Source organism: Duganella sp. CF402, from assembly GCF_900109645.1.
GTDB lineage: Bacteria > Pseudomonadota > Gammaproteobacteria > Burkholderiales > Burkholderiaceae_D > Rugamonas.
This window is the reverse complement of sequence record NZ_FOBG01000001.1, coordinates 1,187,861-1,213,026: the sequence shown is the minus strand read 5'-3', so window position 1 is coordinate 1,213,026 and position 25,166 is coordinate 1,187,861. Positions and strand designations below refer to the sequence as shown.

The following is a 25,166-nucleotide window of genomic DNA, read 5'->3' as shown; positions in this document are numbered from 1 at the left end:
GGCCCAGTATAACAACTTTATTTCACCAGATCGATTTGCCAGAAACCGTTGGCGGCCACGGTTTTGCGTGCCGCCAGCTGCGCCGGCAGGGCGACTTTGAGCGCTTCCAGCCGGGCCGGATCGACCAGCACGGTCGGGGTTTCCTGGCGCAGGATGGGCAGCACGTCCGGCTTGGTGTGACGCTTGAGAATCTTGGCCGCCTGCGTGCCGGCAAGTTGGCCGACCTGCTTGAAATCGGCGCCGATGTACAGCGCGGCGCCGGGCACGCGCACCATCGCCAGCGTCACCACCGGCACCTTGTTCTCGACGCCGAAATCACCGAGGTCCATCGACGCTTCGTAGCGGTGCAGGCCGTAGTAAGTGTCCAACGGCACGGCAAACATGTCGGCGCCGGCCGCGTACAACTCCTTCAGCTTGGGCGCGATGTGCTCATTCTTGTTGACCTGGCGCGCGCTGACATCCAGCCCCAGCGGCTTGCCCTTGGCGGTGGCCGCCGCCACGTTGGCGATGCCGTTGTCGTCGTCGCTGTGGACCATGCCGATGCGGCGCACGTCGGGGAAGACATCCTTGACCAGCTTGAGCGAGTCGGTCATGTCGGTGTAGAGGGTGGATCCGGTAGCGCCTTCACCGGCATCGACCAGCGACACGCAGCCGGCGTCCTCGGGATTGGCGACCGCCGTGAACACGAGTGGAATGCGAGCATCGGTCATCATGCCGCGCGCGTACTTGGTGGCCGGCGTGCCGATGGTCAGTACCAGATCCGGCTTGGCCTCGACAATGCGCGCCGACTCCTGGCGGATGCGCAGCAGCACGCCGAGCTTGCTCCAGAAGCCGCCATTTTCAGCGTCGAAATCGATGGTGGCCTTGTGCACGCTGAGGTTCTTGCCTTCCACCAGTCCGCTGGTTTGCAGCGACTTGAGGAAGCCAGCCAGCGCTTCGCGGTAAGGCTCGATATCGGTCACTTGCAGGACTTCGACCCGGAACACGCGGGTATCGTCCATCGTTTCCGCCGGCAGCGGTTCAATCGCATTGGCGGACAAGGCCGCAAAGAAGAGCAGGGTAGTTAAGGTCTTGTGCATGCAGCGATTAAACCAGAAAGGCCCGCCCGGCATGCGCGTTATCGCATGCCTTGGCGAGCCAATATGTGCTCCGGTCGGGCCAGCGTCAGATGTTGCCGCCGCCCGTGCCACGGCTGCCGGTGTAGCCTGGGTCGCTTTGCAGGCTGCTGCTGCCGGTGCCCATTACGCTGCCGGTCGAGGTGACGCCGCCCGCGACATTCTGGCGGGTGCCGTAGAAGCTATGCAGTTCGGTGTTGAATTCGGTGCTGGCCATGTCCGGCCAGTCATCCTTGTCGAAGCCGGGCGCATTTTTCAGGTGCTCTTTCGACACATCCAGCAGGAAGCGCTTGTTGACGGTGTCCAGTTCCAGCGCCTGCCACGGCACCGCAAACAGCTTATCGCCCATGCCCAGCCAGCCGCCGAAGGACAGCACGGCGTACGCCACCTGGCCACTGCGGATGTCCAGCATGATTTCCTTGATGTCGCCCAGATCTTCGTCCTGGCGGTTATAGACATCCTCGCCGATCAGCGTGTCGGCCCCCATCAGGCGCGGGCCAGGGCCGGTGTCGTCGTCGTTGGTGTAGATGCCATAGGTGTCGCGGTCCAGATAGCTCATGATGGTCTCCATGTGGTGAGTTGGTTGACACATCATGCTGGCGCAGCGACTGCCGAGGTATAGGTGCACAGGCAGTGTCACTGTAGGACAGGACTGAGTTCACGCGGAACGTAGTGGTAGACTATCGGCCTCGTTAAATTGGAACACGAATTATGCAAGCACCACTGGAACTCCGCGCCCGCGCGCTGCAATGCCTGGTCGAGCCGGATCCGGCCACCAAGGTCGCGGCGGTGTACGCGATGGCGGCGGCGTCGCAGGACGGCAGCTGCGTCCCGGATCCGCAGGCGGGGCTGGCGTCGTCCGCCGAGATTCCGGGCCGCCCGGACAAGCCGGAACTGGTGCCGCCGCTGCAGGTTGGGCGGCGCGCGATGAATACGGTGGAAGGCCGGGCGATGCTGATTCACGCGCTGGCGCACATTGAGTTCAATGCCATCAACCTGGCGCTGGATGCGATCTGGCGCTTCCCCGGCCTGCCGGCCGCGTACTACACCGACTGGCTGCAAGTGGCGAAGGAAGAGGCTTACCACTACTCGCTGCTGGAAGAGCATTTGCAGAAGCAGGGCTACCACTACGGCCAGTTCATCGCCCATGACAGCCTGTGGGAGATGGTCGCCAAGACCTCGGACGATGTGCTGGCGCGCATGGCGCTGGTGCCGCGCACGCTGGAAGCGCGCGGTCTCGACGCCAATCCACCGCTGCGCGCCAAGCTGTGGCAGGCCGGCGACCGGGAAGCGGCGGCCATCCTCGACATCATCCTGCGCGACGAAATCGGTCACGTCGAAATCGGCAACCGCTGGTACGGCTACTTGTGCCGCCAGCGCGGGCTGGAACTGATCCCAGCCTACGCCGACCTCGCACGCCAGTACAACGCACCAACCCCGCGCGGCCCGTTCAATCTTGAGGCGCGCCGCCAGGCTGGCTTCACCGAGGACGAACTTGCGGCACTGCAGACAAAAACTGTCGCTTGACCTTATGGTGCATATACACTATAGTGACTTCAAGCCTGCGGCGTCATGCCGCAATATTTTTAACGTCAATGGTGTAGATACACCATAAGGAAACTGCGATGAATATCGATCGTCGTCTATTAACCCTCGCTGCCGGCATGTTCGCAGTCGGCACCGACAGCTTTGTGGTGGCAGGCATCCTGCCGCAGGTGGCCGAGTCGCTGAATGTATCGGTCTCCGTGGCCGGCCAGATGGTCACGGTATATGCGCTGAGCTATGCCTTGCTGTCGCCCGTGATCGCGGCACTGGCGTCTCACTGGCCGCGCAAGCGCCTGCTGCTTGCAGGCTTGGCAATTTTTGTCATTGGCAATGCCATCACCGCGCTGGCGCCAACGCTGGGGCTGGTGCTTGCCAGCCGTTTCATCGCCGGCCTGGGCGCGGCCATGTACAGCCCAACCGCCACCGCAACCGCCGCTGCCTTGGCGGCGCCGGAGAAGCGCGCGCAAGCGTTGGCGGTGGTGATCGCTGGATTGTCCAGCGCCACCGCGCTCGGCTCGCCGCTGGGCACCTTTATCGGCAGCCTGGGCAACTGGCGCGACACCTTGTGGTTCGTCTGCGCCGTCGGTCTGGCTGCGTTGGCAGCGGTGCAGTACCTGCTGCCCACGATTGCGGCCTTGCCGTCGGCCAGCCTTCAACAGCGCCTGGCGCCGCTGAAGGACAGCCGCGTCGCGCTGACCCTGCTCACAACGCTGGCAGCGTATGCCGGCATGTTCTCGGTCTACACCTACATGGGCGTGAGCTTTGACCGGGCTACCGGCGGCCATCCTGAAGTGCTCGCTGGCCTGATGCTGCTGTGGGGCGTTGCCGCTACGGCCGGCAACCTGGCCGCAGGCCGCCTGACCGACCGCTTTGGCAGCCGCGTCATCATCAATGGCGCCATCGCCTTGCTGGTGCTGAATTTCCTGGCCCTGCCGTGGACCAGTGCATCGCTACCTACCGCAGCTATCGCTGTCGTGATCTGGGGCATTTGCGGCTGGGGCCTGGTGGTGCCGCAGCAGGCACGCCTGATCCAGATCGCTCCGGCGGCCGCGCCCTTGCTGATGGGACTGAACTCGGCTGCCTTGTATGTGGGTATATCCGTGGCCGGGGTGGTGGGCGCCGCCGGGATTGCCGCGCTGGACCATCACCTGCTGGGACTGATCGCGGTGGCGCCCATCGTGCTGGCATTCATGTTCGCCCAATCGGCCAGCCGGAAAATCCGCGTCGTGGCGCTGGCTGCAACATCTACACTAAAATAGGCCCATGAAAACCGATACAGCCAACCACGCGCACCTCGAAGCAGGCCTGATTGCAGAAGTCACCCAGCACTGCCTGTTGACCCGCACGCGGATTATTTCGCGTGTCATCACCAATATTTACGACCAGGCGCTGCGTCCGTTTGACGTGAATTCTTCCCAGTTTTCCATGCTGGTGGTCATCGCCAAGATGAAGGGCGCCAGCCGCGCAGAACTGGCGCGCGCCAATCACCTTGAACGGTCGACCTCCACCCGCAACTTGCAGCTGCTGCTTGATCAGGGATGGGTTGAAGAACAGCCGCCAAGCTCAGGGCGCAGCCGGCCCATCGTGTTGTCCAAAACGGGCCGCAAGCTGCTGGAAGCCGCCATGCCCGCCTGGCGCGACGCACAGGAGACAGCCAAACGGCTGCTGGGCGAGCAAGGCGCTGGCGCGCTGCTATCGATCGCCAATAGCCTGCCGGCGGAAACCTTGTAGGCTATGATAATTGAACCGCCGCCTCGTGCGCCTTGCGGAAGGCGCCCGGCGTCATCCCGATTGAGTGCGACAAGTGACGGTCGCGGGCCGCCGCCAGCCAGCCGCGCGTGGGCCCCTGCGGCATGCTGGAGTAAGCGCGGATGGATGAGTTTCGGCAGCGCTTTTAACAGCGGCTTGGCCTCCATCTGGTCAATGTCAAAGAAGCCGCTGACAAACGAGGTCACCGGGCCGCCCCCGCCGATGGCGATGCGATGGCCGCCGCCACGGAGCGCAATCGGGCCGGGCTGATCGGCGCGCCTGATCGACACGCTCGAGCGCACCGGCAAGCCGCTGCGGTCCATGCAGGCCGGCGACGATTTCTATCGAACGCAAGCGGTGCTCGGCGTGGTAGAAGTTGGAGCTGAACATCAGCTCGTCCGCCTGGGTTGACGCCAGTACTTGCTCCAGCCGCTTCAGCACAGTAGCGGGCCCGCCGATGATGGCGGCGCTGAGCATGCCACGCACGGCGACTTCCTCGGCCTCGCTCCAAATGGCAGACATATCGGCCACCGGCGGCAACATGGTCAGGCCCTCGCCCCGGAACAGCGCCAGCGAACGCTGGAACATGGTGGTGGCGAGGAACTGCGCCTCGGCGTCCGACGCTGCCGCCACCAGCGGCAGGCACACCATCAGGTAAGGCCGGGCATGTGCCGCCGACGGCTTGAACCGGGCGCGGTAGACTTGTGCCGCCTCGCGCAGCGCCCGGGGCGCGATATGCGCGGCGAATGCAAAGGGCAGGCCGCGCTCCGCCGCCAGCGACGCGCCAAACGTGCCGGAACCGAGGATCCAGATCGGCACGTTGGTGCCGGCGCCGGGCACCGCGCGCACGCGTTGTCCCGGCAAAACCGGCCCTACGTATTGCTGGACTTCCGTCACCAGTTCCGCGAAAACATTCCCATCGGCCGGGCCCCGCCGCAAAGCCCGCATGGTGTCGCCGTCGGCGCCCGGCGCGCGTCCCAGCCCGAGGCGACACCCGACAGGTTGTGGTGTTCCGCCAGCCACAGCCGATGGTAGCCTAGCCGCTCCAGCGCCCGCCCGTAAGCCAGCGCTTCGTTCAGGGCGTCGGCCATCGTCCCGCCGGCACGCTGGGGCACGACATCGAGCGCCGAGAACGGGACCGAGGCCAGCAGGCTCATGCCACCTCCACCACGACTTTGCCGCGCGCGGTGCCGGCCTGCAGCGCCGCGTGGGCCTTGCCGACGTCGGCCAGCGCGTAACGCTGGGCATCCATCAGCACCGAGATCTTGCCGTCATCGACCAGCTTGGCGGCGGCGGTCATGATGGCGCCGTGGTTGGCACGGCCAAAGCCGCTCAGCAATGGCAGCAGGGTGAACACGCCCGAGTAGGTCGCGGCGCGGAACGACAGTGGCGCCAGCGCGTGGGTTCCCCAGCCGAGGCAGCTCACCACATGGCCGTGGTAGCGCTTGGCGGCAGCGAAAGACGCATCCAGGGTGGCGCCGCCCACCGTGTCATACACGATGTCGAAGCCCTCGCCGCCGGTGTGCTGCCGCACGTATTCATCCACCGTGCTGGCCTGGTAGTCGATGAAGGTGGCGCCGTAGCCCTCGATGGTGGCGCGCTGGGCAGCACTGCCGGTTGCGTACACGTCGGCACCGTAAGCGCGGGCGAGTTGAACCGCAATATGACCGACGCCGCCGGCGCCGCCGTGCACCAGCACCTTCATGCCGGGACCGACCTTGGCGCGGTCCACCAGACCTTCCCAAGCGGTGATAAACACCAGCGGCAGGGCGGCGGCTTCGCGCATGCTGATGCTGGTCGGCTTGTGCGCCAGCAGGTCGGCATCCACGGCGGCGTATTGGGCCAGCGAGCCCTGGACGCCGCCGACGCCGCCCGTCATGCCCCACACCTCGTCGCCAGGGGCGAAGCCGGTCACGCCCTCGCCAACGGCTTCCACCACGCCGGCCATGTCGATGCCGAGGATGGCGGGCAGGGTGACGTTGGCATGATCGGCCTTGCCGCCAGCGATCTTGATGTCCAGCGGATTGACGCCGCTGGCCATGATCTTGACCAGCACCTGGCCCTTGGCGGCGACCGGGCGCTCCACCTCGGACAATGCCAGTGGTGCTTCGAAGGCGTTCAGTACGGCTGCTTTCATCGTCTGTTTCATGATTTGCTCCAGTTGGATTGGGAATGAATCCAGTGTAGGGAGCCAGGGGCGCCGCCGCAACGGCCCGGGAGCAAATACAGAATCCCAGAATCTTGCATAAAGCCCCTGCTTATATCGACTTACGGGACGACCAATGGAGGTGGACAATGACCCATTTACCATGAAATGCCCCAAGCCTGAAGAGCTATCTGCAGGCATTTTGCGCATACTCGAAAGGTATTTAAAGCATACTAAATCGGTGTTGGACCGTGCCCTGTAACTTGTCTACTCTGCCACAAAGACAAAAACACGGAGACACCCATGCCATCCTCACTGCCCGTTTCCGCCATCGGCGCGGGCTTTCTCGCCGTGCTGGTTTCACTGGCCGGGCCGCTCGCCATTTTTTACCAGGCCGCGCAAGCAGGGCACATGTCCAACGAGATGTTCGCTTCGTGGGTATGGGGCATCACGCTGGGTGCGGCGCTGGCCGGCATCATGTTGAGTTGGACGCTGAAGGCGCCGGTCATCACCGCGTGGTCCGCGCCCGGCACTGCGCTGCTCATTCCCTTGTTCCCCGCGCTGTCGATTCATGAAGCGGTTGGCGCCTACCTGACCGCTGCGGTGCTGTTGCTGGCAATCGGCTTAAGCGGCGGCTTTGAGCGTCTGATGGCGTATGTACCCAAGGGGATCGCCAGCGGCATGATGGCAGGGATCCTGCTGCCGTTTGGCCTCAACGCTTTCAAAGGCATGGGCACCTCGCCGTTGCTGGTGTGCGGCATGCTGGTGACATTCCTGTTGTTCAAGCGTCTTTATCCGCGCTATGCCGTCGTGCTGTTGCTGGCGACAGGCATCGCCATCGCTATGATGACCGGGCAGACGCATCTCGCCAGCGTACAGCTGCAGTTGGTGACACCGCAATTCATCCCGCCCGAGTGGAGCTGGTCTTCGACCTTCAGCCTGGCCTTGCCGCTGGTGCTGACCACATTGAGCGGCCAGTACTTGCCCGGCATGACGATCCTCAAGAGCGCCGGCTACAACGTGCCGGTGCGGCGCGTGGTGGCGGTCAACAGCGTGGCTTCGATCATCACTGCATTCACCGGCGGGATCACGATCGCGATTGCCGCGATTACGGCCGCCATGTGCACCGGGCGCGATGCGCATGAGGATCCGCGCAAGCGCTACATCGCCGGCATCGCCAACGGGGTGTTCTACCTGCTGGCCGGCTTGTGCGGCGGCTCGGTGGTGATGCTGTTCGCCGCCTTGCCCAAGGAATTGATCGTGACACTGGCAGGACTGGCGCTGCTGGGCCCCATCACCACCAACCTCGCACAGATTGCCGAATCGCCGGAGCGCGAAGCTTCCGTGCTTACTTTTCTCGCCACCGCGTCGGGCATGACCTTCCTCGGTCTCGGCTCGGCGTTCTGGGGCATTTTGATCGGCATGGCCGCACATAAGTTTAATCACCACTACTACAACAAGGGAGACCAGCATCATGCAGCACATCGACATCCATAAACTAGCGGACAACGCGCGCTTCAACCGCTTCCATGCCGGCATCCTGGCGTGGTGCGCGATCATTATCATTTGCGACGGCTACGACCTGGCGGTTGCCGGCATCGCGCTGCCATCCATCATGAAGAGCATGGGGGTAACGGCGCAGAATGCCGGCTTCATGGTCAGCTCGGCGTTGTTCGGCATGATGTTCGGCGCGATCTTTTTGGGGACGGTGGCCGACCGCATTGGTCGTCCACGTGCGATTGCGATTTGCCTGGCGCTGTTCAGCGTCTTCACGGCGGCGGCGGGACTGACGCAGGATCCCTATGTGTTCAGCGCCATGCGCTTTCTGGCCGGCCTTGGCATCGGCGGCGTGATGCCGAACGTGGTGGCGCAGATGACCGAGTACTCGCCACGCAGAATCCGCTCGACGATGGTGACGCTGATGTTCAGCGGCTACGCGGTAGGCGGCATGCTGGCGGCGCTGCTGGGCAAAGGCATGATCGAAGCCTATGGCTGGCAGTCTGTGTTTCTCGCGGCCGGCGCACCGGTGGTGCTGATTCCGTTCATCCTGAAGTCATTGCCGGAATCGATGCCGTTCCTGATTCGCCAGGCGCGCATCGGCGAACTGCAAAGCATCCTGACTCGCATGGAGCCGCAGTATGTTGTCGGAGCGACCGACCGTTATGCCGTCGCCACCCATGACCGCGCCGAAGGTGCGCCGATCGGGAAGCTGTTCCAGGACGGCCGCGGCTTCAGCACCGTGATGTTCTGGATCGCCTTCTTTATGTGCCTGTTCATGGTGTATGCACTGAGCTCGTGGCTGGCCAAGCTGATGGCCAGCGCAGGTTACAGCCTTGGCTCCGCGCTGACCTTTGTGCTGGTGCTGAACTTCGGCGCGGTAGTCGGTGCGGTGGGCGGCGGCTGGCTGGCGGACCGTTTCCACATCAAATACGTACTGGTGGGGATGTACGCGCTGGCGGCGGTATCGATCACGCTGCTCGGCTACAAGGTATCGACCGAAGTGCTGTATGTGCTGGTCGGCCTGGCCGGCGCCTCGACCATCGGCACCCAGATTGTGACCTATGCCTATGCGGGCCAGTTCTATCCGGCCGCCGTGCGCTCGACCGGCATAGGCTGGGCCTCGGGCGTGGGCCGCAGCGGCGCGATCCTGGCGCCGATCGTGATCGGCACGCTGGTTGGCATGGCGCTGCCGCTGGAGCAGAACTTCGTCGCCATCGCAATACCGGCGGTGATTGCGACGATAGCCGTATCGCTGATCCGGCACGGCCGCTCGGCGTCTGTCTCGCTGGCGGCAGCGCCGGCTGCGGCTTAAAGCGTTTCCCGGATGTAGCTGATGCCGGCCGCGTCGTACACGTCGTAGATCACGGCCAGCATCTTCTGCAGTTCCTCCGAGCGATCCAGCTTGCGCACGCTGAACATCACCGGCGACACGGCGTGGCGGTCGGTGAGGGCGCGGAACACCACGTCGTCGCGCTTCATGCCTTGCACGCTTTCCGGCACGATGGCCACGCCCTGGCCGGCCGCCACCAGGCCGATCGCAATCTGCAGTTCGCGCACCTCGATGATTTTCAGCGGCACGATGGCGCGCTCGGACAGCACCGACAACACCTGGTCGGCAAAGCTGGGGCGCGGCGTTTTCGGGTATACCAGCAGCGTTTCCGATTGCAGGTCGACGAGACTCAAAGGATCCGACGACGCCGCGCGCGGATGCCCCGCCGGCAGCGCCATCACCAGCCGCTCCTCGCGCAGCACAATGCGCCGGATATTCGGATCCTCACTCTTCACGCGGCCAAAGCCGACATCTATCACGCCATCCTTCAGCGCCTGGATCTGCTGCATGGTGGTCAGCTCATGGAAGGTCACCTCCACCTGCGGATGCTGCGCGCGATACCGGCGCACGATGCGCGGCAGCAGGCCGTATAGCGTGGACGCCACAAAACCAATCGACAAAGTGCGCTCGATTTTGCCCACGCGCTGGGTCATGGTTTTCAGTTCGGCCGCCTTGGCCAGCAATTCCTGCGCATGCGCGTGGAAGAATGCGCCGGCCTCGGTCAGCTTCACCGGGCGCGTGCCTTTCTCAATCAATTCCACGCCCAGCTCCTCTTCCAGTTGCTGGATCTGGCGGCTCAAAGGCGGCTGCGCGATGTGCAGGCGCTCGGCGGCGCGGGTGAAGTTTTTCTCGTCGGCGACGGCGACGAAGTAACGCAGGTGACGCAATTCCATTGCATACCTTTCGGGTATTAAAACAATGCCAAATCAGTGTTGGACGGGGAGGTTCTTCAAGAATATTGTGTACTTATCCGATCAATTATACAAACTAAATATGATTCAGAACATTGAAGTCATCCTCGCCGACGTCCCGACCATCCGTCCGCACAAGCTCTCGGTGGCGACGATGAATACGCAAACGCTGGTGCTGGTGCGCGTGGTTTGCGCCGACGGCATCGAAGGCTGGGGCGAGGCCACCACCATCGGCGGCTTGAACTACGGCGAGGAGAGCCCGGAGAGCATCAAGGTCAATATCGACACCCACATCGCACCGCTGCTGACAGGCATGGAAGCGAGCCAGGTGGCGAAGGCGATGGCGAAGATCCGCAAGATCATCCAGGGCAACCGCTTCGCCAAATGCGCGATCGAGACCGCGCTGCTGGATGCGCAGGCACGCCGCCTCGGCATCCCGCTCAGCGAACTGCTGGGCGGCCGCGTGCGCGATGCGCTGCCGGTGGCGTGGACGCTGGCCAGCGGCGACACCGCCAAAGACATCGCCGAAGCAGAGCTGATGCTGGAGAAGCGCCGCCACCGCATCTTCAAGCTGAAGATCGGCGCCCGTCCGGTGGCCGACGACGTCAAGCATGTGCTGGCGATTAAAAAAGCACTCGGCGATGCGGTCAGTGTGCGCGTCGATGTGAACCAGGCGTGGAGCGAGCTGGAAGCGGTGCAGGGCATCGCCGCGCTGGAAGCTGGCGGCATTGATCTGATCGAACAGCCGGTGCGCGCCGAGAACACGGCGGCAATGGCGCGCCTGGCGCAGCGTTACGCGGTCTCCATCATGGCCGACGAAGCGCTGCATGGCCCGCAGGATGCGCTGGCGTTTGCAAACGCCTCGGCGGCCGACGTCTTCGCGGTGAAGATCACCCAGTCCGGCGGCTTGATTCCGGCCGCGCAGGTGGCGACGGTGGCGCAGTTGTCCGGCGTGAGCCTGTACGGCGGCACCATGCTGGAGGGCGGCGTGGGCACGGCGGCATCGGCCCACCTGTTCTCGACCTTCACCGACCTGTCGGCCGGCACCGAGCTGTTTGGACCGCTGCTGCTGACCGAGGAAGTGCTGCAAACGCCGCTGGTCTACAAAGACTTCATGCTGCAAGTGCCGACCGGCCCTGGCCTCGGTGTCGACATCGATATGGACAAACTGGCGCGCCTGCGCCGCAAATAAAAGGAGATTGCCATGCTGTTCCACGTCCGCATGGATGTTCAACTGCCACCGGCCATGCCGGCCGCGCAGGCCGATGAACTCAAGAAGAATGAGCGCGAGTTGGCGCAAAGCCTGCTGCGCAGCGGCAAGTGGCGTCACCTGTGGCGCATCGCCGGGCAGTACGCCAACTTCAGCGTGTTCGATGTCGAAAGCGTCGACGAGCTGCACGCGCTACTGACTTCGCTGCCGCTTTTCCCCTATATGAAGATCGACATCAACCCAATGTGCCGGCATCCGTCTTCCGTACGCGATACCGACGCTTAAATCCACCACTCGAAGAGGAGACATAACATGAACCATCAAGAAATCGACGCACTGGTAAAGAGCTGGATCATCGACAGCGCAACCGCCCCGGCCAACCCGCGCGTGCAGCAGGTGGTGGTAGGCCTGGTCAGCGCCCTGTGCAAAACCATCGAAGACCTGGACATCCAGGCCACGGAATTCTGGAGCGGCCTGGAATACTTGCGCGAAGCCGGCGTGCGTAATGAACTGGGCCTGCTGGCGCCGGGCCTCGGACTGGAACGCTTCCTCGACATCCGCGCCGATGAAGCGGAAGCCAGGGCCGGCCTGACCGGCGGCACGCCGCGCACCATCGAAGGCCCGCTGTATGTAGCCGGCGCACCGGAAAGCAAGGGTTTTGCACGTCTCGATGATGGCACTGAAGTCGACAAGGCCGAAGTCCTGTTCATGCAAGGCACGGTGCGCGACGAACAAGGCAAGCCGCTGACCAATGCCAAAGTCGAAGTCTGGCACTGCAATCTGATGGGCGGCTACTCGTTCTTCGACCAGACCCAGTCGCCGTTCAATCTGCGCCGCACCATCTACACCGACGGCGAGGGACGCTACCAATTCCGCAGCATCCTGCCGGTTGGCTACAGTTGCCCGCCGGACGGCACCACCCAGCGCCTGCTGGACCAGCTGGGCCGCCACGGCCATCGTCCAGCGCACATCCACTTCTTCATCAGCGCCGAAGGCCAGCGCAAGCTGACCACTCAGATCAACATCGACGGCGATGAATACTTGTGGGACGATTTTGCCTTCGCCAGCCGCGAAGGCCTGGTGCCGGCGGTGCGCCACATTACCGATGCGGCAAAGATCAGCGCCAAGGGCCTGGACAAGCCATACGCCGAAATCGACTTCGACTTCAGCCTGTATGCAGAGCGTGATGCCGCGCCGGCTGCGGAAGTTGAACGCGTGCGCGCCGCTGCATAAGAGGTTGGCCATGATCCCGATCCACAAAGCCAAGCCGTCCATCGACCAGTATCTGATCGAAGACCACGACAAGGGCGATTATCGCTTGCACCGCGCCGCCTTTACCGATCCCGAATTGTTCGAGCTGGAGATGAAGCACATCTTCGAAGGAAACTGGATCTACCTTGCCCACGAAAGCCAAGTCCCGAACAACAACGACTACTACACGACGCACATCGGCCGCCAGCCGGTCTTCATCGCGCGTAATCGTCAGGGCGAGCTGAATGCCTTCATCAATGCCTGCACCCATCGCGGCGCGCAGCTGTGCCGCCACAAGCGCGGCAACAAGGCGACCTACACTTGCCCGTTCCACGGCTGGACCTTCAACAACAGCGGCAAGCTGCTGAAGGTGAAAGATCCGGAAGATGCAGGCTATCCGGACTGCTTCAACAAGGAAGGCTCGCACGACCTGAAGAAAGTGGCGCGCTTCGAGAGTTACAAAGGCTTCCTGTTCGGCAGCCTGAATGACGACGTGGCGCCGCTGCCGGAGTTCCTCGGCGAAGCGGCCAAGATCATCGACATGATCGTCAACCAGTCCGCCGATGGACTGGAAGTGCTGCGCGGCTCCTCGACCTACACCTTTGAAGGCAACTGGAAGCTGCAAGCGGAGAACGGCGCGGACGGCTACCACGTCTCGGCGGTGCACTGGAATTACGCCGCCACCACCAACCGTCGCAAGGAAGAAGCGGCGCGCGAAGACAAGATCAAGGCGATGGATGCCGGCAATTGGGGTAAGCAGGGCGGCGGTTTCTACGCCTTCGAGCACGGCCACCTGCTGCTGTGGACCCAATGGGCCAATCCACAGGACCGGCCCAACTATCCGCGCCGCGCGGAATACGCCGAGCAGTTTGGCGGCGCCACGGCGGACTGGATGATCGAGCGCTCGCGCAACCTGTGCCTGTATCCGAACGTCTATCTGATGGACCAATTCGGTTCGCAAATCCGCCTGCTGCGGCCTATCTCGGTCGACAAGACCGAGGTAACGATCTACTGCATCGCGCCGAAAGGCGAGTCCGACGAAGCGCGTGCACGCCGCATCCGCCAGTACGAGGACTTCTTCAACGTCAGCGGCATGGCGACGCCGGACGACCTGGAAGAGTTCCGCGCCTGCCAGCAAGGCTACAAGGGAATCGCGCTGGAATGGAACGACATGTGCCGTGGCTCGAAACACTGGGTGCAGGGCGCCGATGCCGCCGCGCGCGAAATCGGCCTCAATCCCGTCATGAGCGGCGTGAAGACTGAGGACGAAGGCTTGTACACCATCCAGCACCGCTACTGGCTGGACGTGATGAAGAAAGCCCTGCAAGCCGAAGGAGCAGCGAAATGATTAACGAAATCTGCGCTTTCCTGTACCGCGAATCCCGCCTGCTGGACGATGAGCAGTGGGACAAATGGCTGGAATGCTACCACCCGGACGCGCAATTCTGGATGCCGTCGTGGGACGATGACGACCAGCTGGTGACCGACCCGCAGCGCGAAATCTCGCTGATTTTCTACCCAACCCGCCAGGGCCTGGAAGACCGCGTGTTCCGCATCAAGACCGAGCGTTCCAGCGCCACCATGCCGGATACGCGCACCAGCCATAACATCGCCAACGTGGAGATCGAGAAGCAGGAAGGCCGCGTGTTTACTGTGCGTTTCAACTGGCACACGCTGAGCCACCGCTACAAGACGGACTTCAGCTACTTCGGCATGTCGCGCTACGTGATCGACTTTTCCGGCGAACGCCCGCAGATCCTCAATAAATACGTGGTGCTGAAGAACGATTACATCAACCAGGTGATCGACGTCTATCACATCTAAGGAGACAACGATGAGCTACAACATCGCCCTTCAGTTTGAAGACGGGGTAACCCGCTTCATCTCGTGCAACGAGAACGAAAAACTGGCCGATGCCGCCTACCGGCAAAAGGTCAACATCCCGCTGGACTGCCGCGACGGCGCCTGCGGCACTTGCCGCGGGCTGTGCGAATCCGGCAGCTACGACATGCCTGAATCGAGCTACATCGAAGACGCGCTGACGCCGGAGGAAGCGGCCCAGCGCCAGGTGCTGGCCTGCCAGATGAAGCCGACCTCCGATTGCGTAGTGAAAATTCCCGCCACCTCGGCGGCATGCAAGACCGGCATCTCGCGCTACACCGGCAACCTGGCCACGGTGCAGCAGCTGTCCGACACCACGCTGGGTTTTGCGATTGAACTGGAGCAGGGCGCGGACGTGAGCTTCCTGTCCGGTCAATACGTGAACGTCGAAGTGCCCGGCACCACGCTTACGCGCTCCTACTCGTTCAGTTCCGCGCCCGGTGCGCGCCGCTTTGAATTCGTGGTGCGTAATGTGCCGGAAGGCCGCATGAGCACTTTCCTCGCAAAAGATGCGCAAGTCGGCCAGCCGATTGCGTTCTCCGGCCCCTACGGCAGCTTCTACCTTCGCGAAGTGCAGCGGCCTTTGCTGCTGCTGGCCGGCGGCACCGGCATCGCCCCATTTTTGTCGATGCTGCAGGTACTGGCGGCGGGCGGCATGCGCCAGCCGGTGCGCATGGTGTTTGGCGTGACCAATGACGTCGATCTGGTCGCCATCGAGCATTTGCAGCGCATCGCGGCGGCGCATCCGCAGTTCAGCTTCCGCACTTGCGTGGCTTCGGACGACAGCGCGCATCCGCGCAAAGGCTACGTCACGCAGCATGTGGAGCAAGAATGGCTGAACGGCGGCGACGTCGATATCTACCTGTGCGGCCCGGTGCCGATGGTGGATGCGGTACGACGCTGGCTCAAGGATTGCGGCGTGACGCCGGCCAATTTCTACTTCGAGAAATTCTCGGCCAGCAGCGAGGTGGCGGCATGAGCGCGCGCCGGTTTGAAGGACAAGCGGTGATTGTCACCGGCGCCGGGCAAGGCATCGGACGTGGCGTGGCATTGGCACTGGCACGCGAAGGCGCGCAACTGGTGCTGGCCGACCGTTCCGCCATCGTGGAGGAAGTGGCGGCCGAGGTGCAGGAGCTGGGCGCAATGGCTGTCGTCGCGCGCGGCGATCTGGAAACGTGGGAAGGCGCGGAGCAGCTCAACGCCGCCGCGATTGCCGCGTATGGCCGCGTCGATGTGCTGATTAATAACGTCGGCGGCACGATCTGGGTGCAACCCTACCCGGAATACCAGCCGGAACAGGTGGAGGCGGAAATCCGCCGGTCGCTGTTCCCGACCTTATGGTGCTGCCGCGCCGTGCTGCCGCAAATGGTGGAGCGCAAGCAGGGCGTGATCGTCAACGTGTCTTCGGTGGCAACGCGCGGCATTTACCGCATTCCGTATTCGGCGGCCAAGGGCGCGGTCAACGCACTGACCGCCAGCCTGGCGATGGAGCACGCCGAAAACGGCATTCGCGTCAACGCGGTGGCCACCGGCGGCACGGAGGCGCCTCCGCGCAAAGTACCGCGCAATGCGCAGCCGCTGAATGAACAGGAACAGCGCTGGTACCAAGGCATCGTCGACCAGACCAAGGCCAGTAGCCTGATGCACCGCTACGGCACCATCGCCGAACAAGTCAGCGCAATCCTGTTCCTGGCATCGAGCGATTCGTCGTACATCACGGGCAGCGTGCTGCCGGTGGGCGGCGGCGACCAAGGATAAATAATGACCGCCTATCAGATTGACGGACAGCCCGGCAAGCCGTGGCTGATGTTTTCCAACTCACTCGGCACGGACATGAGCATGTGGGATGCGCAGGTCGCGTTCTTCAAAGACGACTTCCACATCCTGCGCTACGACACGCGCGGCCACGGCGGCTCGCCGGCACTTGCGGGACCGACCACCCTGGCTACACTGGGACAGGACGTGCTGTCGCTGCTCGATCAGCTGGAGATCGAGCGGGTGCACTTCTGCGGGCTGTCGATGGGCGGCGCGATCGCACAGTGGCTCGGTATCCACTTACCGCAGCGGCTGGACAAACTGGTCATCGCCAACTCCGCACCGCGCATCGGCACGCCGCAAGGCTGGCAAGAACGCGCCGCGCAGGTGAGGGCGGCCGGACTCAATGGCGTCGCCGACGGCGCTGCGAGCCGCTGGTTCACGCCCGCCTTCATCGCGCACGAACCGCAGCGCGTGGTCGCTTTGGTTGCCGCGCTGCGCAATGCCGATGCGCCAGGCTATGCCAACTGCTGCGACGCGTTGGCCGGCGCAGATCTGCGTGCCGAAATATCGCAGATCGCGGCGGCAACGTTACTCATCGCCGGCGCCAGCGACCCAGTCACCACCGTCGCCGACGCCACCGCCATGCTAGCGCACATCCAAGGCTCGGCATTGGTCACGCTGGAAGCATCCCACATTTCCAACATCGAAGCCGAAGCTGCATTCAACAAGGCGCTACGAAAATTCCTGCTCAATTAACCAGCGGCGAAAACTCCTGTTTTTTTTGTTGCAGCGACCTCGCTCCGTTGTGATACTGTCTATCTTTGAGTAACAAAGTCTAAGTGACAAAGGGTGGGGTAATGCAGAATTTGGACGGAGCCAAAACTTGAAACAACACGAACTTCCACCCTATCTTCGGAACGATGAGCGCAAGGCGATTTCATTACGCAGGCAAAAGGCCCACGTAGCTGGGCATCTTAAAAAAACCGATATCGATGCGCAAGAAATTAAAGGATTAGCGCTTTCTGGTGGCGGAATTCGTTCTGCGTTTATCGCACGTGGACTGATCGAAGAGCTTCATACGCGGAAATTTTTCGCAAAATTCGACTATATTTCGTCCGTGTCTGGCGGGGGATACACTGCAGCCGGTGTGATTAGCCAACTATGTCACCGACCGGCCGATCCGCTGTTCAATAGTGATTACCGGTTGGAAGCACCACCATACAAGCTAGGCAGGTTAATCACTGCCTTCGTGCTCGATCTGCTATTCCATTGCCTACCGCTCTTTGCCTTGATTGCGCTACCGTTGTTCACGCTAGTACGTGGCAATGCCGAGGATAGTCAGAATGTGTCAATCGTCGGCGGACTTACCGCATTCGGCGCGCTAGCATTGGGGGAGGTATCCAGGCGCCGCCGTATAAGTCAGCGTCCGCCATTAACGGCCGAGCTATTCGTCCTAACCACGTTTCTTTGTTTTTTCCTCGGCGCTCTTGCCGCTATAGAATATGGAGCGTGGCAAAGTAGCGCGACGATTCTGCTCTGTATGTTCTTACGAGAGCGCTATGTTTCAGCGAATCCGCATCGTTTTCAACGGACTTCGGATCCGTTGTTTCGCTGGTCCTTCGCGACACTACTAGGCGTTCTGTCAACAACGCTGGTGCTTATTGTGCATATGCACACATGGGCAGAGATAGCGCTTTGGGTAGTCGCTTTCATTGGCTTGCTGTTTCCTTGGAACTGGTCGTTGAAGTGGCAGAATAAGGTACATTTTGTATTTCAATCCTACCGTCAAATTCTGCTCGATCGATTTCTTCCGCAAGATACCACTCCGGTTAAGTTGCATAATTTACCTCAGTCATGGAATCCGTATCCCATTTTCAATGCTTCCGCGAATCTAGGCTCGTCCCTCATCGAATTTGAATTAACGCCACACTACTGCGGCTCGTTTAAGACTGGATACGCCAAATTAAGCGAACATCTGCCAGATCTCGATTTGGCAGATGCAATGGCGATTTCAGGTGGGGCAGTGGACTTTATCAAATCGACTGCAACGCTATCTGCCTTGGGGGGAGCGCTGTTTGGCGGCACAGGGTATTGGGTAGCAGCTCAAACGAGCGGACAACTACAATATGTGCTCACAAGTCTGAACCGGTTACTGACGTTGGCCGGCGCACGTCCAACCACTATGCAGTTATCGGACGGAGGATTTGTAGAAAATTTAGGTGCGCTTGCATTGTTTAAACGACGGTCCGATGTAATTGTATGTCTTGATGCGGGATTTGATCCTGAATTTGAATTTGAGGATCTGCGGCAGTTGTGCGTCACGTTACGGTCGGAGGATTTAGCAACGTTAGTCATTCCTGACTTGGCTAGCGCCTCTACAAAATTTAGATTTCAACAGAATACATCCGGTATTTTGACCGGGAATATTGTCTACCCAGGAGGGGCGGCCGGCGCGTTAAAGTATGGTAAGTACATACACGTCAAAATTAATGGCTCACAGCATAGCCTCGCAGGAAAATTCAAAGGCTTTCCGCACATCACGACGCTCGATCAGCAACTATCGACCGATGAGATTATGGCGTTATATCGTCTGGGACGTGAGCTAGCTCTTGAACTTGCATATGAGCCGGAATTTACTGCGAAATTTTCTTAATCTCACCCGTACAAACCGTAGTGCGGGTGGAAACAGGCAAGGGACGGCGGGGTTAACCATTTTACATAATATAAATTATGCGAAATTACGTCGAGTTCTTGGAGGTGCCCACGGAAGCGAGAATCTCGTCGTGGCGCTCGTTGTCGGTCTTGTGCAAATACGCAGCTGTTGTGGCGATGCTGGCGTGGCCGGCGGTTTCTTGCAGGGTTTTCAGCTGCACGCCGTTGTTGGCATGGTTGGTCAGCATGCTGTGCCGCAGCCAATGCGCCGACGCTTGCCGCAATGTAGCTGCCATGTCGGCGTCGCCCATCACGTCCGCTGCGCTGGCCGCTTCGGCAAAGATGGCTTTGAGCGCGTCTGACGCGGCTTCGTCCGTAATCCGCACGCGCGCTTCGCCACGGCTCGACAATACCAGCGGCGTGTCGTCGCTGCGCACCGTGTGTGGCGTCATGCCGTACGCGAAACGATATTGGCGGAACGCCGCCAGCATTTCGGGCGGCACCGGCAACCGGCGCGGTTTGTTGCCTTTGCCGAGCACGTCCAGCCACCAGCGGCCGTTGCCTTCGGTGTAAAGCGCGCCCATATTGGCGCTGACGATTTCGTTCAGGCGCGCGCCGGTGTGGATGTATGCGCTCAACAGAAAATGATCGCGCTCGCGCCGGCGTACGGCCGCTGGCGTCGTCGCTTCGCGCGCGGCTGCCTTGGACAGCGCCAGATTCAGCGCGTCCGACGTCAGGTAGCGCGTGATGCGGCTGGCACTGGCGGTCTTGACGTGCTTGACCAGCGCCGCCGGATCGCGCCGCAAGTAGCCGGTGTGCGTGGCGTACGCGAACAATCCTTTGACCGCGATCATGGCCTGGCGGCGGCTGGCGTCCGACAACGGGCCGCTGAATGGTCGATATCGCGGATCGTTGCGCGGCCATTTGGTGGTCGAAACCCAGTCCTGCGGCGGCGATTTCAGGAACTCCTTGTAGCCGTTCAGGTCGGCCACGTTCAGCTGGCGCAGCGATTTGCCTGCCTCTTCCCGGCACCAGGTCAGGAACCGGAACAGCTCTTTTTGCGTGTTGGCCATCGATTTGGGGCCCAGTTCGCCGTGGCTGATGAATTCCCGCGCAATTTCGCTGTCCGTGCGGGCATCGGTCATGGCGTCCTCGGCGATGGTACGCAGGGCGTCGATGTCGCGTTGACGGCGCTGTTCGGCACCGTCACTTTGTGCGGGATATGGGTCCAGGTTGATGACGTCGAATTTCTTGGGTTGCATTAAGCATGAAAACTGTATGAATACCCAGTGAATTATACAGTATTTTACCCAGTGTTTTTAATCGACAATATAGGTAGTAATGTCGATTAAATGACAGCAGTGCACTTGACCAACGCGGCCCGCAGTTCGCGGATTTTCGGCGGCTTGCTCAGTACCTGGTCGACGTTGACCGGGCCTTCGTCGCTGTCCGGAATCAGGCGCTGGCCCCAACCTGTCAGCAGAATGACCGGCGTGGCTGGCGCGATTTGTTTCACTGTTTCGGCGACTTTGCGACCGTCCACGTAAGGCATGCCGAGGTCGGTGATGACGACCTCGTAGCCGTGGCCGCTCGACTGGGCCTCGCGGAAACGGTCGATGCCGCCCTGCCCGCTGTCGGCCTGTGTGACTTCATGGCCATCCGCCCCCAGGATGTTGCCCAGTGATGCCAGCAAGGTCGGATCGTCGTCCACGATCAGGATTTTCAGGCTGCTGGCCGGCCGCAGCGCAGTCGCGCCCTCGTCCACGTCGATGGCTTGCCCGGCGACCGGGAAATACATTTTCATCGCCGTGCCCCCGCCCGGCTTGGAGTCTACTGCCAGCCGCGCGCCGTGGCGCTCGGTCATGCCGTACACGGTAGCCAGTCCCAGCCCCGTGCCACGCTCGCCTTTGGTGGTAAAGAACGGCTCCATGCAGCGCCGCTGCGTGGCCTCATCCATGCCGGCGCCGTTGTCGCGCACTTCAATCAGCACGTGTGCGCCCAGCGCGCCATCCAACCGTTCAACGTAGCGCGTGCGCAGTGTGACGACGCCGCCGTCCGGCATCGCGTCAACGGCGTTGAACACCAGGTTGGTCAAGGCCTCGCGGATTTCGCCTTCCACGCCCAGAATCAGCGGCAAGTTCTCGCCCAAGTCCTGCCGCATCTCGATGACGATGCCGCGCTGCTGCGGCATGTCCGACCAGCGCGCCCGCGTTAAATCGACCACGTGCTGCATGATCTGGTTGACGTTGACGGTGCTGAGCGTCAATTGCGGCGCCCGCTGGCGATAGAATTCGCGCATCCGCGCTACGGTCGCCGCCACGTCGTCGATGGCGCGTTCCATTACTTGCAGGCTGGCGCGGCCGCGCTCGCTCAGGCCGTGCTCGGTTTCCAGCAGGGATTCGGCATACAACCCGATCGGCGCGATGGCGTTGTTGATGTCATGCGCGATGCCGCTCGCCATTTGCCCCAACGCGCGCAGCCGTTCCTGCTTGGTCACCTGGGCCTGGCTTTGATGCAGGTCGTCGTAGGCTTGCTGCAAGGTCGCGTACAGGCGCGCCTGGGTGGCCGCCAGCGCCACGTGTTCGCTCAATTGCAGCAGGAATTCGCAGTCGCTGCTGGAGAAGCCTTGCGGCTGGCGGCGCGCCACCACCAGGACGCCGAACACGGTGCTTTCGGCCAGCAAGGGCGCCAGCACCATCGAGCCAAGACCGCCGTGCGCCAACCGCTGCGGGAAGGGAAAGTCGATCGCGCCGATATCGGCTTCGTACACCAGTTGTCCCGCCACGCAGCGCGACAGGCCGTTCTGGTCGATAGGGATATGCGCCGCCTCGCCCATCGCCAGCGTCATCGACAAGTCGTAGCTGCGCACGCCGACGCTGCGCACCACCAGTTCGCCATCCGTGTATTCGCAGATGGCGCCAAAATCCACCGGCAGCTGGTCTTCCAGGCTACGGATGACGACCTGGAAGATGCTGCGCAAATCCTGCCGTTCGCCGATGGAACGGGTAATCTGGTGAAGCAGACTCATGCGGGTCAACTGCGCCAGCACTTTGGCTTCGGCCGCCTGACGCTCGCCGATTTCAACTTGCAGCGCCTGGTTGGTCTGCAGCAGTTCGTTGCGTGACACCGTGGTTTGCCGCAGCCGCTGCACCATGTGGTCGAACGAGCGTGCCAGGCTGCCGATTTCATCGTCCGCCCGCAGCGCCAGCGAAAAGTCGAGGCTGCCGCCGCCCACGACTTCGGTGGCGCGATGCAGGCGCGCCAGCGGCACGGTTACGCTGCGGACGGTCAGGCCCATCGCCCCCAGCACCACGATGAGGATCAGGCCGCCAAGCGCGGCGGCGGCAATCATCGCATCGTTTTGCGCGGCGAGGATGCGTTCGCGGTTCAGGCGCGACAAGGCCTCGGCGTCCGACATCATGTTTTGCGCGCGGTTCATGATCAGGCCGGTGAGCCGCGCCTCCAGTTCCTGCAGGATGGCTTCCCGGCCCGGCTCGCGCTCGTGTTCGGCCTGCAAGCCCTGCAATTCATCGAACAGGGTGGCGATCGACTGCGAGTTCTGGCGCAGATCGTCCAGCAACTCCCGCTCCGGCGCGGCGTCGAAGTTGCCGTCGCCGGCGATCAGTTGTTGCAGCGAGGTCCGCCGCATCAGCCATTGCTGGCGGCTGCGCTCGCCGTGATGCAGCACGTATTCCAGCGACAGGTAGCGCAGGCCGGACGCCGCGCGCAGCACTTCGTTGGTCACTTCGGCCTTGGCGACTTCGGCCCGCATCTGCAAGGTGGTGCGCGCGAAGATGACGGCCATGATCGCCAGCAGCACGATGCAGATCAGTTGCGCCAGCTTGAGACGGGTGACGATTTTCACGCTGGTTCCTAGAAGATGATGGTCATTTCGACCGGACTGACGGCCTTCATGCCGTCGAGGTAAACGTAGTCCAGGAAATTCGGCACGTCGCGTGCGCTGCTCAGCCCCTGCTTGATGGCCCAGCGCGACTGGTCCTCCAGCACCAGCAGCAGGCTCTGGTCCAGCTCCAGTCCGAAGTGATGCTGCGGCCACGCCGCCAGCAGCGCCGCCCTGCCCTCCGGCGTCAGGCGTTTCAGGAAGGCGGCCGCCGTGGCCGGATGTTCGCGGCAGTAGCGCTCGCCCTGCTCCAGCGCCCGCAGCAGCCGGACGATGGTCTGCGGATGCTGCTTCAGATAGGCGTTGGGCGCCACCATGTTGTAGATGCTTTCGTAGCTGTCCTGTCCGGAAAAGCGCAGCGCGTTGGCGCCCAGCTGCTGCTCCATCAGGCCAAGGAAGGGATCCCAGCCGCTGACGGCGTCCACCTCGCCGGCCAGCAGCGCCGGCAGCAGGCGATCGGGCGCGTAGTTGCGCAGTTGGACGTCATCGGTATCGAGGCGCAGGCGGTTGAGCAGCACGTCCAGCGCGAAGTGGCCCGAAGTGGTGAGCGTGACGCCGATACGTTTGCCCTTCAGGTCCGCCATCTGGTTGACGCCGTGGTCGCGCCGCGCCACCACGCCATGATCGCCGCCGGTGCGGAAGATGGTGCCGAATATTTGTATCGGCGTGCCGTTGAGCGCGGCGAAGGCGATCGGTATATCGGCCACGGTGGCCATGTCGGCTTTGTTGGACAGCACCGCCGCCAGCGCCTGCTTGCCGCTGCTGTGCGGCTGCAGCTGGACCTGCAACTGGTGCGCATCGAAGTAGCCCTGGTCGCGCGCCGCTACCACCGGGCAGGCGCCCAGGTAGTCGGTGTTGGTAGCGATGGTGATGGCTTCCACCGCTGGCGGCGCAACGCTCGCCGGACGCAAGCCCAGCCACAATCCGATGCTTATCCCCGCCAGCAAGGCCGCGCCGGCCGCCAGCCACATCGCCCTACGGCCTGACGGATTCATGGCGGCTCCGATTGGATAGCGTGGCGGCCTCGGGCTCGCATTGCAGCGGTAAGTCGATGCGGAAAGTGCTGCCAACGCCCGGCTCGCTTTCGACTTCGATGCTGCCGCGCATGGCTTCCACCAGCCGCTGGGTGATGGTCAGGCCCAGTCCGGTGCCTTCCTCGGAATTTTCGTCGCGCCCGGCACGGCTGAAGGGCAGGAAAATGGCGGCAAGCTGGGCCGGGCTCAACCCCTGGCCGCTATCGGTCACCGCCACCGAGCCGTGGCCGTCGTGCTGCGCGCAGCGCACGCTGACCCGCCCGCGCTCGCGGTTGTACTTGATGGCATTCGACAGCAGGTTGACCAGAATCTGCTTGAGCCGGACTTCGTCGGCACACAGCAGCAGCCGCGATTCCGGCAGCGGCGCCAGTGTCACCTGCCGCGCCTGCGCCAGCGGGGCCACGATGGTGTAGGCCTCGCGCAGCACGTTGTCGAGCGCCACCGGCCCCATGTTCAGCGGGATTTTGCCCGCTTCGATCTTGGCCAGGTCGAGGATTTCGTTCACCAGCGACAGCAGGTGCCGCCCGGACTGCACGATATTCTGCGCAAAGCGCCGGGCCTCGCCCTCGCCCTTGGGGAATTTGTCGCTGGCGAGGATCTGGGCGAAGCCGAGGATGCTGTTGAGCGGCGTGCGCAACTCATGGCTCATGCTGGACAGGAAGGTGGATTTTTCCTGGTTGGCGCGCTCGGCCTCCTGGCGGGCGGCGTCCAGCACGGTGTTCAGCCAGCCCAGTTCTTCCACGCGGTCGCGCAGCGCCGCTTCCAGCCTGGCGTTTTGCAGCCGCAGCCGGCGCGATTCGGTGGCGCGCTCGAGGATGGGCAACAGGGTCGCCGCCTTAAACGGCTTGACGATGTAGTCGAGCACGCCGATTTTCATGGCTTTGACCGCCGTATCGACCGTGCCTTCGCCGGTCATGATGATGCAGGCGATGTGGGGATCGATGGCGCGCGCCGCTTCGACCAGGGCCAGGCCGTCGATGCCGGGCATGACCAGGTCGGTCAGCAGCAGATCGAAGTTGCCGCTCCGCAGCGCGGCCAGTGCGGCCTCGCCGGTGGCGCAGCCGGTGGGATCGAAATCGTGCTGCCCAAGAATGTCGCACAACGCCCGCAGGTGCGACAACTGGTCGTCCACCACCACGATCCGCGCAGGCGAAACGAATTCGGCCATTTGCGCCCCCTTTCG

Annotated in this window: 24 protein-coding genes; 14 read left to right on the top strand and 10 right to left on the bottom strand. The window is 62.5% G+C overall.

The window, feature by feature from the left end; translation table 11 throughout:
• Window positions 1-17: 17 nt before the first annotated feature.
• Window positions 18-1,079, bottom strand: coding sequence for an ABC transporter substrate-binding protein (locus BMZ70_RS05460; RefSeq protein WP_092277584.1), 1,062 nt, complete (start codon window positions 1,077-1,079; stop codon window positions 18-20).
• A gap of 85 nt (window positions 1,080-1,164) precedes the next feature.
• Window positions 1,165-1,674 carry a PRC-barrel domain-containing protein gene (locus BMZ70_RS05455; protein WP_092270968.1) on the bottom strand — a complete coding sequence of 170 codons (510 nt, stop codon included), beginning with the start codon at window positions 1,672-1,674 and terminating at the stop codon, window positions 1,165-1,167.
• A gap of 152 nt (window positions 1,675-1,826) precedes the next feature.
• Here BMZ70_RS05455 and BMZ70_RS05450 point away from each other — a divergent pair, with 152 nt between their 5' ends.
• From BMZ70_RS05450 to BMZ70_RS05440, 3 genes are all read left to right on the top strand, one after another.
• Window positions 1,827-2,642, top strand: coding sequence for a ferritin-like domain-containing protein (locus tag BMZ70_RS05450; protein ID WP_092270965.1), 816 nt, complete (start codon window positions 1,827-1,829; stop codon window positions 2,640-2,642).
• 104 nt (window positions 2,643-2,746) lie between these two features.
• A complete protein-coding gene (locus tag BMZ70_RS05445; RefSeq protein WP_165403568.1) occupies window positions 2,747-3,919 on the top strand; it encodes an MFS transporter in 1,173 nt (390 codons plus the stop codon).
• A gap of 4 nt (window positions 3,920-3,923) precedes the next feature.
• Window positions 3,924-4,391: a MarR family winged helix-turn-helix transcriptional regulator gene (locus tag BMZ70_RS05440; RefSeq protein WP_092270959.1), complete on the top strand. Its 468-nt coding sequence runs from the start codon at window positions 3,924-3,926 to the stop codon at window positions 4,389-4,391.
• Window positions 4,392-4,586: 195 nt separating this feature from the next.
• On the opposite strand, the gene BMZ70_RS29275 is transcribed toward BMZ70_RS05440, so the two are convergent.
• From BMZ70_RS29275 to BMZ70_RS05430, 3 genes are read right to left on the bottom strand one after another with little or no spacing between them, the layout of a single operon-like run.
• Window positions 4,587-5,357: an MsnO8 family LLM class oxidoreductase gene (locus BMZ70_RS29275; RefSeq protein WP_373922469.1), complete on the bottom strand. Its 771-nt coding sequence runs from the start codon at window positions 5,355-5,357 to the stop codon at window positions 4,587-4,589.
• The gene (locus BMZ70_RS29270; RefSeq protein ID WP_373922468.1) at window positions 5,303-5,566 is read right to left on the bottom strand and encodes an LLM class flavin-dependent oxidoreductase; all 264 of its coding nucleotides are present in this window, start codon (window positions 5,564-5,566) and stop codon (window positions 5,303-5,305) included. The genes BMZ70_RS29275 and BMZ70_RS29270 overlap by 55 nt, the downstream gene beginning before the upstream one ends.
• Entirely contained in the window at window positions 5,563-6,558 is a 996-nt protein-coding gene (locus BMZ70_RS05430) for a zinc-dependent alcohol dehydrogenase family protein (RefSeq protein ID WP_175500757.1), read from the bottom strand. The genes BMZ70_RS29270 and BMZ70_RS05430 overlap by 4 nt, the downstream gene beginning before the upstream one ends.
• A gap of 300 nt (window positions 6,559-6,858) precedes the next feature.
• On the opposite strand from BMZ70_RS05430, the gene BMZ70_RS05425 reads away from it, so the two are divergent.
• A complete protein-coding gene (locus tag BMZ70_RS05425) occupies window positions 6,859-8,052 on the top strand; it encodes a benzoate/H(+) symporter BenE family transporter (protein WP_092270956.1) in 1,194 nt (397 codons plus the stop codon).
• Window positions 8,030-9,367, top strand: coding sequence for an MFS transporter (locus BMZ70_RS05420; RefSeq protein ID WP_092270953.1), 1,338 nt, complete (start codon window positions 8,030-8,032; stop codon window positions 9,365-9,367). The genes BMZ70_RS05425 and BMZ70_RS05420 overlap by 23 nt, the downstream gene beginning before the upstream one ends.
• On the opposite strand, the gene BMZ70_RS05415 is transcribed toward BMZ70_RS05420, so the two are convergent.
• Window positions 9,364-10,278, bottom strand: a complete 915-nt coding sequence (locus BMZ70_RS05415; protein WP_092270950.1) for a LysR family transcriptional regulator — start codon at window positions 10,276-10,278, stop codon at window positions 9,364-9,366. The two genes, BMZ70_RS05420 and BMZ70_RS05415, sit on opposite strands and share 4 nt — an antisense overlap.
• Window positions 10,279-10,378: 100 nt before the next feature.
• Here BMZ70_RS05415 and BMZ70_RS05410 point away from each other — a divergent pair, with 100 nt between their 5' ends.
• The 9 genes from BMZ70_RS05410 (at window position 10,379) to BMZ70_RS27880 (ending at window position 19,049) form a co-directional block, all read left to right on the top strand.
• On the top strand, window positions 10,379-11,488 hold the full coding sequence (locus BMZ70_RS05410; protein WP_092270947.1) for a muconate/chloromuconate family cycloisomerase: 1,110 nt from the start codon (window positions 10,379-10,381) through the stop codon (window positions 11,486-11,488).
• Window positions 11,489-11,500: 12 nt separating this feature from the next.
• A complete protein-coding gene (catC, locus tag BMZ70_RS05405) occupies window positions 11,501-11,791 on the top strand; it encodes a muconolactone Delta-isomerase (protein WP_092270944.1) in 291 nt (96 codons plus the stop codon).
• 27 nt (window positions 11,792-11,818) lie between these two features.
• On the top strand, window positions 11,819-12,739 hold the full coding sequence (gene catA / locus BMZ70_RS05400; RefSeq protein WP_092270941.1) for a catechol 1,2-dioxygenase: 921 nt from the start codon (window positions 11,819-11,821) through the stop codon (window positions 12,737-12,739).
• A gap of 10 nt (window positions 12,740-12,749) precedes the next feature.
• Complete coding sequence (benA, locus tag BMZ70_RS05395; protein ID WP_092277580.1) at window positions 12,750-14,105, top strand: benzoate 1,2-dioxygenase large subunit; 1,356 nt, start codon at window positions 12,750-12,752, stop codon at window positions 14,103-14,105.
• Entirely contained in the window at window positions 14,102-14,581 is a 480-nt protein-coding gene (benB, locus tag BMZ70_RS05390; RefSeq protein ID WP_092270939.1) for a benzoate 1,2-dioxygenase small subunit, read from the top strand. Before benA ends, benB begins: the two co-directional genes overlap by 4 nt.
• A 10-nt stretch (window positions 14,582-14,591) precedes the next feature.
• Entirely contained in the window at window positions 14,592-15,617 is a 1,026-nt protein-coding gene (gene benC, locus BMZ70_RS05385; RefSeq protein ID WP_092270936.1) for a benzoate 1,2-dioxygenase electron transfer component BenC, read from the top strand.
• Window positions 15,614-16,396, top strand: a complete 783-nt coding sequence (benD, locus tag BMZ70_RS05380) for a benzoate diol dehydrogenase BenD (RefSeq protein ID WP_092270933.1) — start codon at window positions 15,614-15,616, stop codon at window positions 16,394-16,396. Before benC ends, benD begins: the two co-directional genes overlap by 4 nt.
• Before the next feature lie 3 nt (window positions 16,397-16,399).
• Window positions 16,400-17,152, top strand: a complete 753-nt coding sequence (pcaD, locus tag BMZ70_RS05375) for a 3-oxoadipate enol-lactonase (protein WP_092270930.1) — start codon at window positions 16,400-16,402, stop codon at window positions 17,150-17,152.
• Window positions 17,153-17,279: 127 nt separating this feature from the next.
• On the top strand, window positions 17,280-19,049 hold the full coding sequence (locus tag BMZ70_RS27880; protein ID WP_130300900.1) for a patatin-like phospholipase domain-containing protein: 1,770 nt from the start codon (window positions 17,280-17,282) through the stop codon (window positions 19,047-19,049).
• Between the two features lie 85 nt (window positions 19,050-19,134).
• Here BMZ70_RS27880 and BMZ70_RS05370 read toward each other — a convergent pair whose 3' ends face one another.
• From BMZ70_RS05370 to BMZ70_RS05355, 4 genes are all read right to left on the bottom strand, one after another.
• Entirely contained in the window at window positions 19,135-20,310 is a 1,176-nt protein-coding gene (locus BMZ70_RS05370) for a tyrosine-type recombinase/integrase (RefSeq protein WP_092270926.1), read from the bottom strand.
• An 86-nt stretch (window positions 20,311-20,396) separates the two neighbouring features.
• Window positions 20,397-22,913, bottom strand: a complete 2,517-nt coding sequence (locus tag BMZ70_RS05365; protein ID WP_092270923.1) for an ATP-binding protein — start codon at window positions 22,911-22,913, stop codon at window positions 20,397-20,399.
• Window positions 22,914-22,921: 8 nt separating this feature from the next.
• Window positions 22,922-23,944, bottom strand: coding sequence for an ABC transporter substrate-binding protein (locus tag BMZ70_RS05360; RefSeq protein WP_092270920.1), 1,023 nt, complete (start codon window positions 23,942-23,944; stop codon window positions 22,922-22,924).
• The gene (locus tag BMZ70_RS05355; RefSeq protein WP_092270917.1) at window positions 23,925-25,151 is read right to left on the bottom strand and encodes a hybrid sensor histidine kinase/response regulator; all 1,227 of its coding nucleotides are present in this window, start codon (window positions 25,149-25,151) and stop codon (window positions 23,925-23,927) included. Before BMZ70_RS05355 ends, BMZ70_RS05360 begins: the two co-directional genes overlap by 20 nt.
• Window positions 25,152-25,166: the final 15 nt, after the last annotated feature.

Excerpts from the sequence above, each read along its gene's own strand:
- BMZ70_RS05460 (WP_092277584.1), bottom strand. The coding sequence starts at position 1,079 with ATGCACAAGACCTTAACTACCCTGCTCTTCTTTGCGGCCTTGTCCGCC.
- BMZ70_RS05455 (WP_092270968.1), bottom strand. The coding sequence starts at position 1,674 with ATGAGCTATCTGGACCGCGACACCTATGGCATCTACACCAACGACGAC.
- BMZ70_RS05450 (WP_092270965.1), top strand. The coding sequence starts at position 1,827 with ATGCAAGCACCACTGGAACTCCGCGCCCGCGCGCTGCAATGCCTGGTC.
- BMZ70_RS05440 (WP_092270959.1), top strand. The coding sequence starts at position 3,924 with ATGAAAACCGATACAGCCAACCACGCGCACCTCGAAGCAGGCCTGATT.
- BMZ70_RS29275 (WP_373922469.1), bottom strand. The coding sequence starts at position 5,357 with ATGCGGGCTTTGCGGCGGGGCCCGGCCGATGGGAATGTTTTCGCGGAA.
- BMZ70_RS29270 (WP_373922468.1), bottom strand. The coding sequence starts at position 5,566 with ATGAGCCTGCTGGCCTCGGTCCCGTTCTCGGCGCTCGATGTCGTGCCC.
- BMZ70_RS05430 (WP_175500757.1), bottom strand. The coding sequence starts at position 6,558 with ATGAAACAGACGATGAAAGCAGCCGTACTGAACGCCTTCGAAGCACCA.
- BMZ70_RS05425 (WP_092270956.1), top strand. The coding sequence starts at position 6,859 with ATGCCATCCTCACTGCCCGTTTCCGCCATCGGCGCGGGCTTTCTCGCC.
- BMZ70_RS05420 (WP_092270953.1), top strand. The coding sequence starts at position 8,030 with ATGCAGCACATCGACATCCATAAACTAGCGGACAACGCGCGCTTCAAC.
- BMZ70_RS05415 (WP_092270950.1), bottom strand. The coding sequence starts at position 10,278 with ATGGAATTGCGTCACCTGCGTTACTTCGTCGCCGTCGCCGACGAGAAA.
- BMZ70_RS05410 (WP_092270947.1), top strand. The coding sequence starts at position 10,379 with ATGATTCAGAACATTGAAGTCATCCTCGCCGACGTCCCGACCATCCGT.
- catC (WP_092270944.1), top strand. The coding sequence starts at position 11,501 with ATGCTGTTCCACGTCCGCATGGATGTTCAACTGCCACCGGCCATGCCG.
- catA (WP_092270941.1), top strand. The coding sequence starts at position 11,819 with ATGAACCATCAAGAAATCGACGCACTGGTAAAGAGCTGGATCATCGAC.
- benA (WP_092277580.1), top strand. The coding sequence starts at position 12,750 with ATGATCCCGATCCACAAAGCCAAGCCGTCCATCGACCAGTATCTGATC.
- benB (WP_092270939.1), top strand. The coding sequence starts at position 14,102 with ATGATTAACGAAATCTGCGCTTTCCTGTACCGCGAATCCCGCCTGCTG.
- benC (WP_092270936.1), top strand. The coding sequence starts at position 14,592 with ATGAGCTACAACATCGCCCTTCAGTTTGAAGACGGGGTAACCCGCTTC.
- benD (WP_092270933.1), top strand. The coding sequence starts at position 15,614 with ATGAGCGCGCGCCGGTTTGAAGGACAAGCGGTGATTGTCACCGGCGCC.
- pcaD (WP_092270930.1), top strand. The coding sequence starts at position 16,400 with ATGACCGCCTATCAGATTGACGGACAGCCCGGCAAGCCGTGGCTGATG.
- BMZ70_RS05370 (WP_092270926.1), bottom strand. The coding sequence starts at position 20,310 with ATGCAACCCAAGAAATTCGACGTCATCAACCTGGACCCATATCCCGCA.
- BMZ70_RS05360 (WP_092270920.1), bottom strand. The coding sequence starts at position 23,944 with ATGAATCCGTCAGGCCGTAGGGCGATGTGGCTGGCGGCCGGCGCGGCC.
- BMZ70_RS05355 (WP_092270917.1), bottom strand. The coding sequence starts at position 25,151 with ATGGCCGAATTCGTTTCGCCTGCGCGGATCGTGGTGGTGGACGACCAG.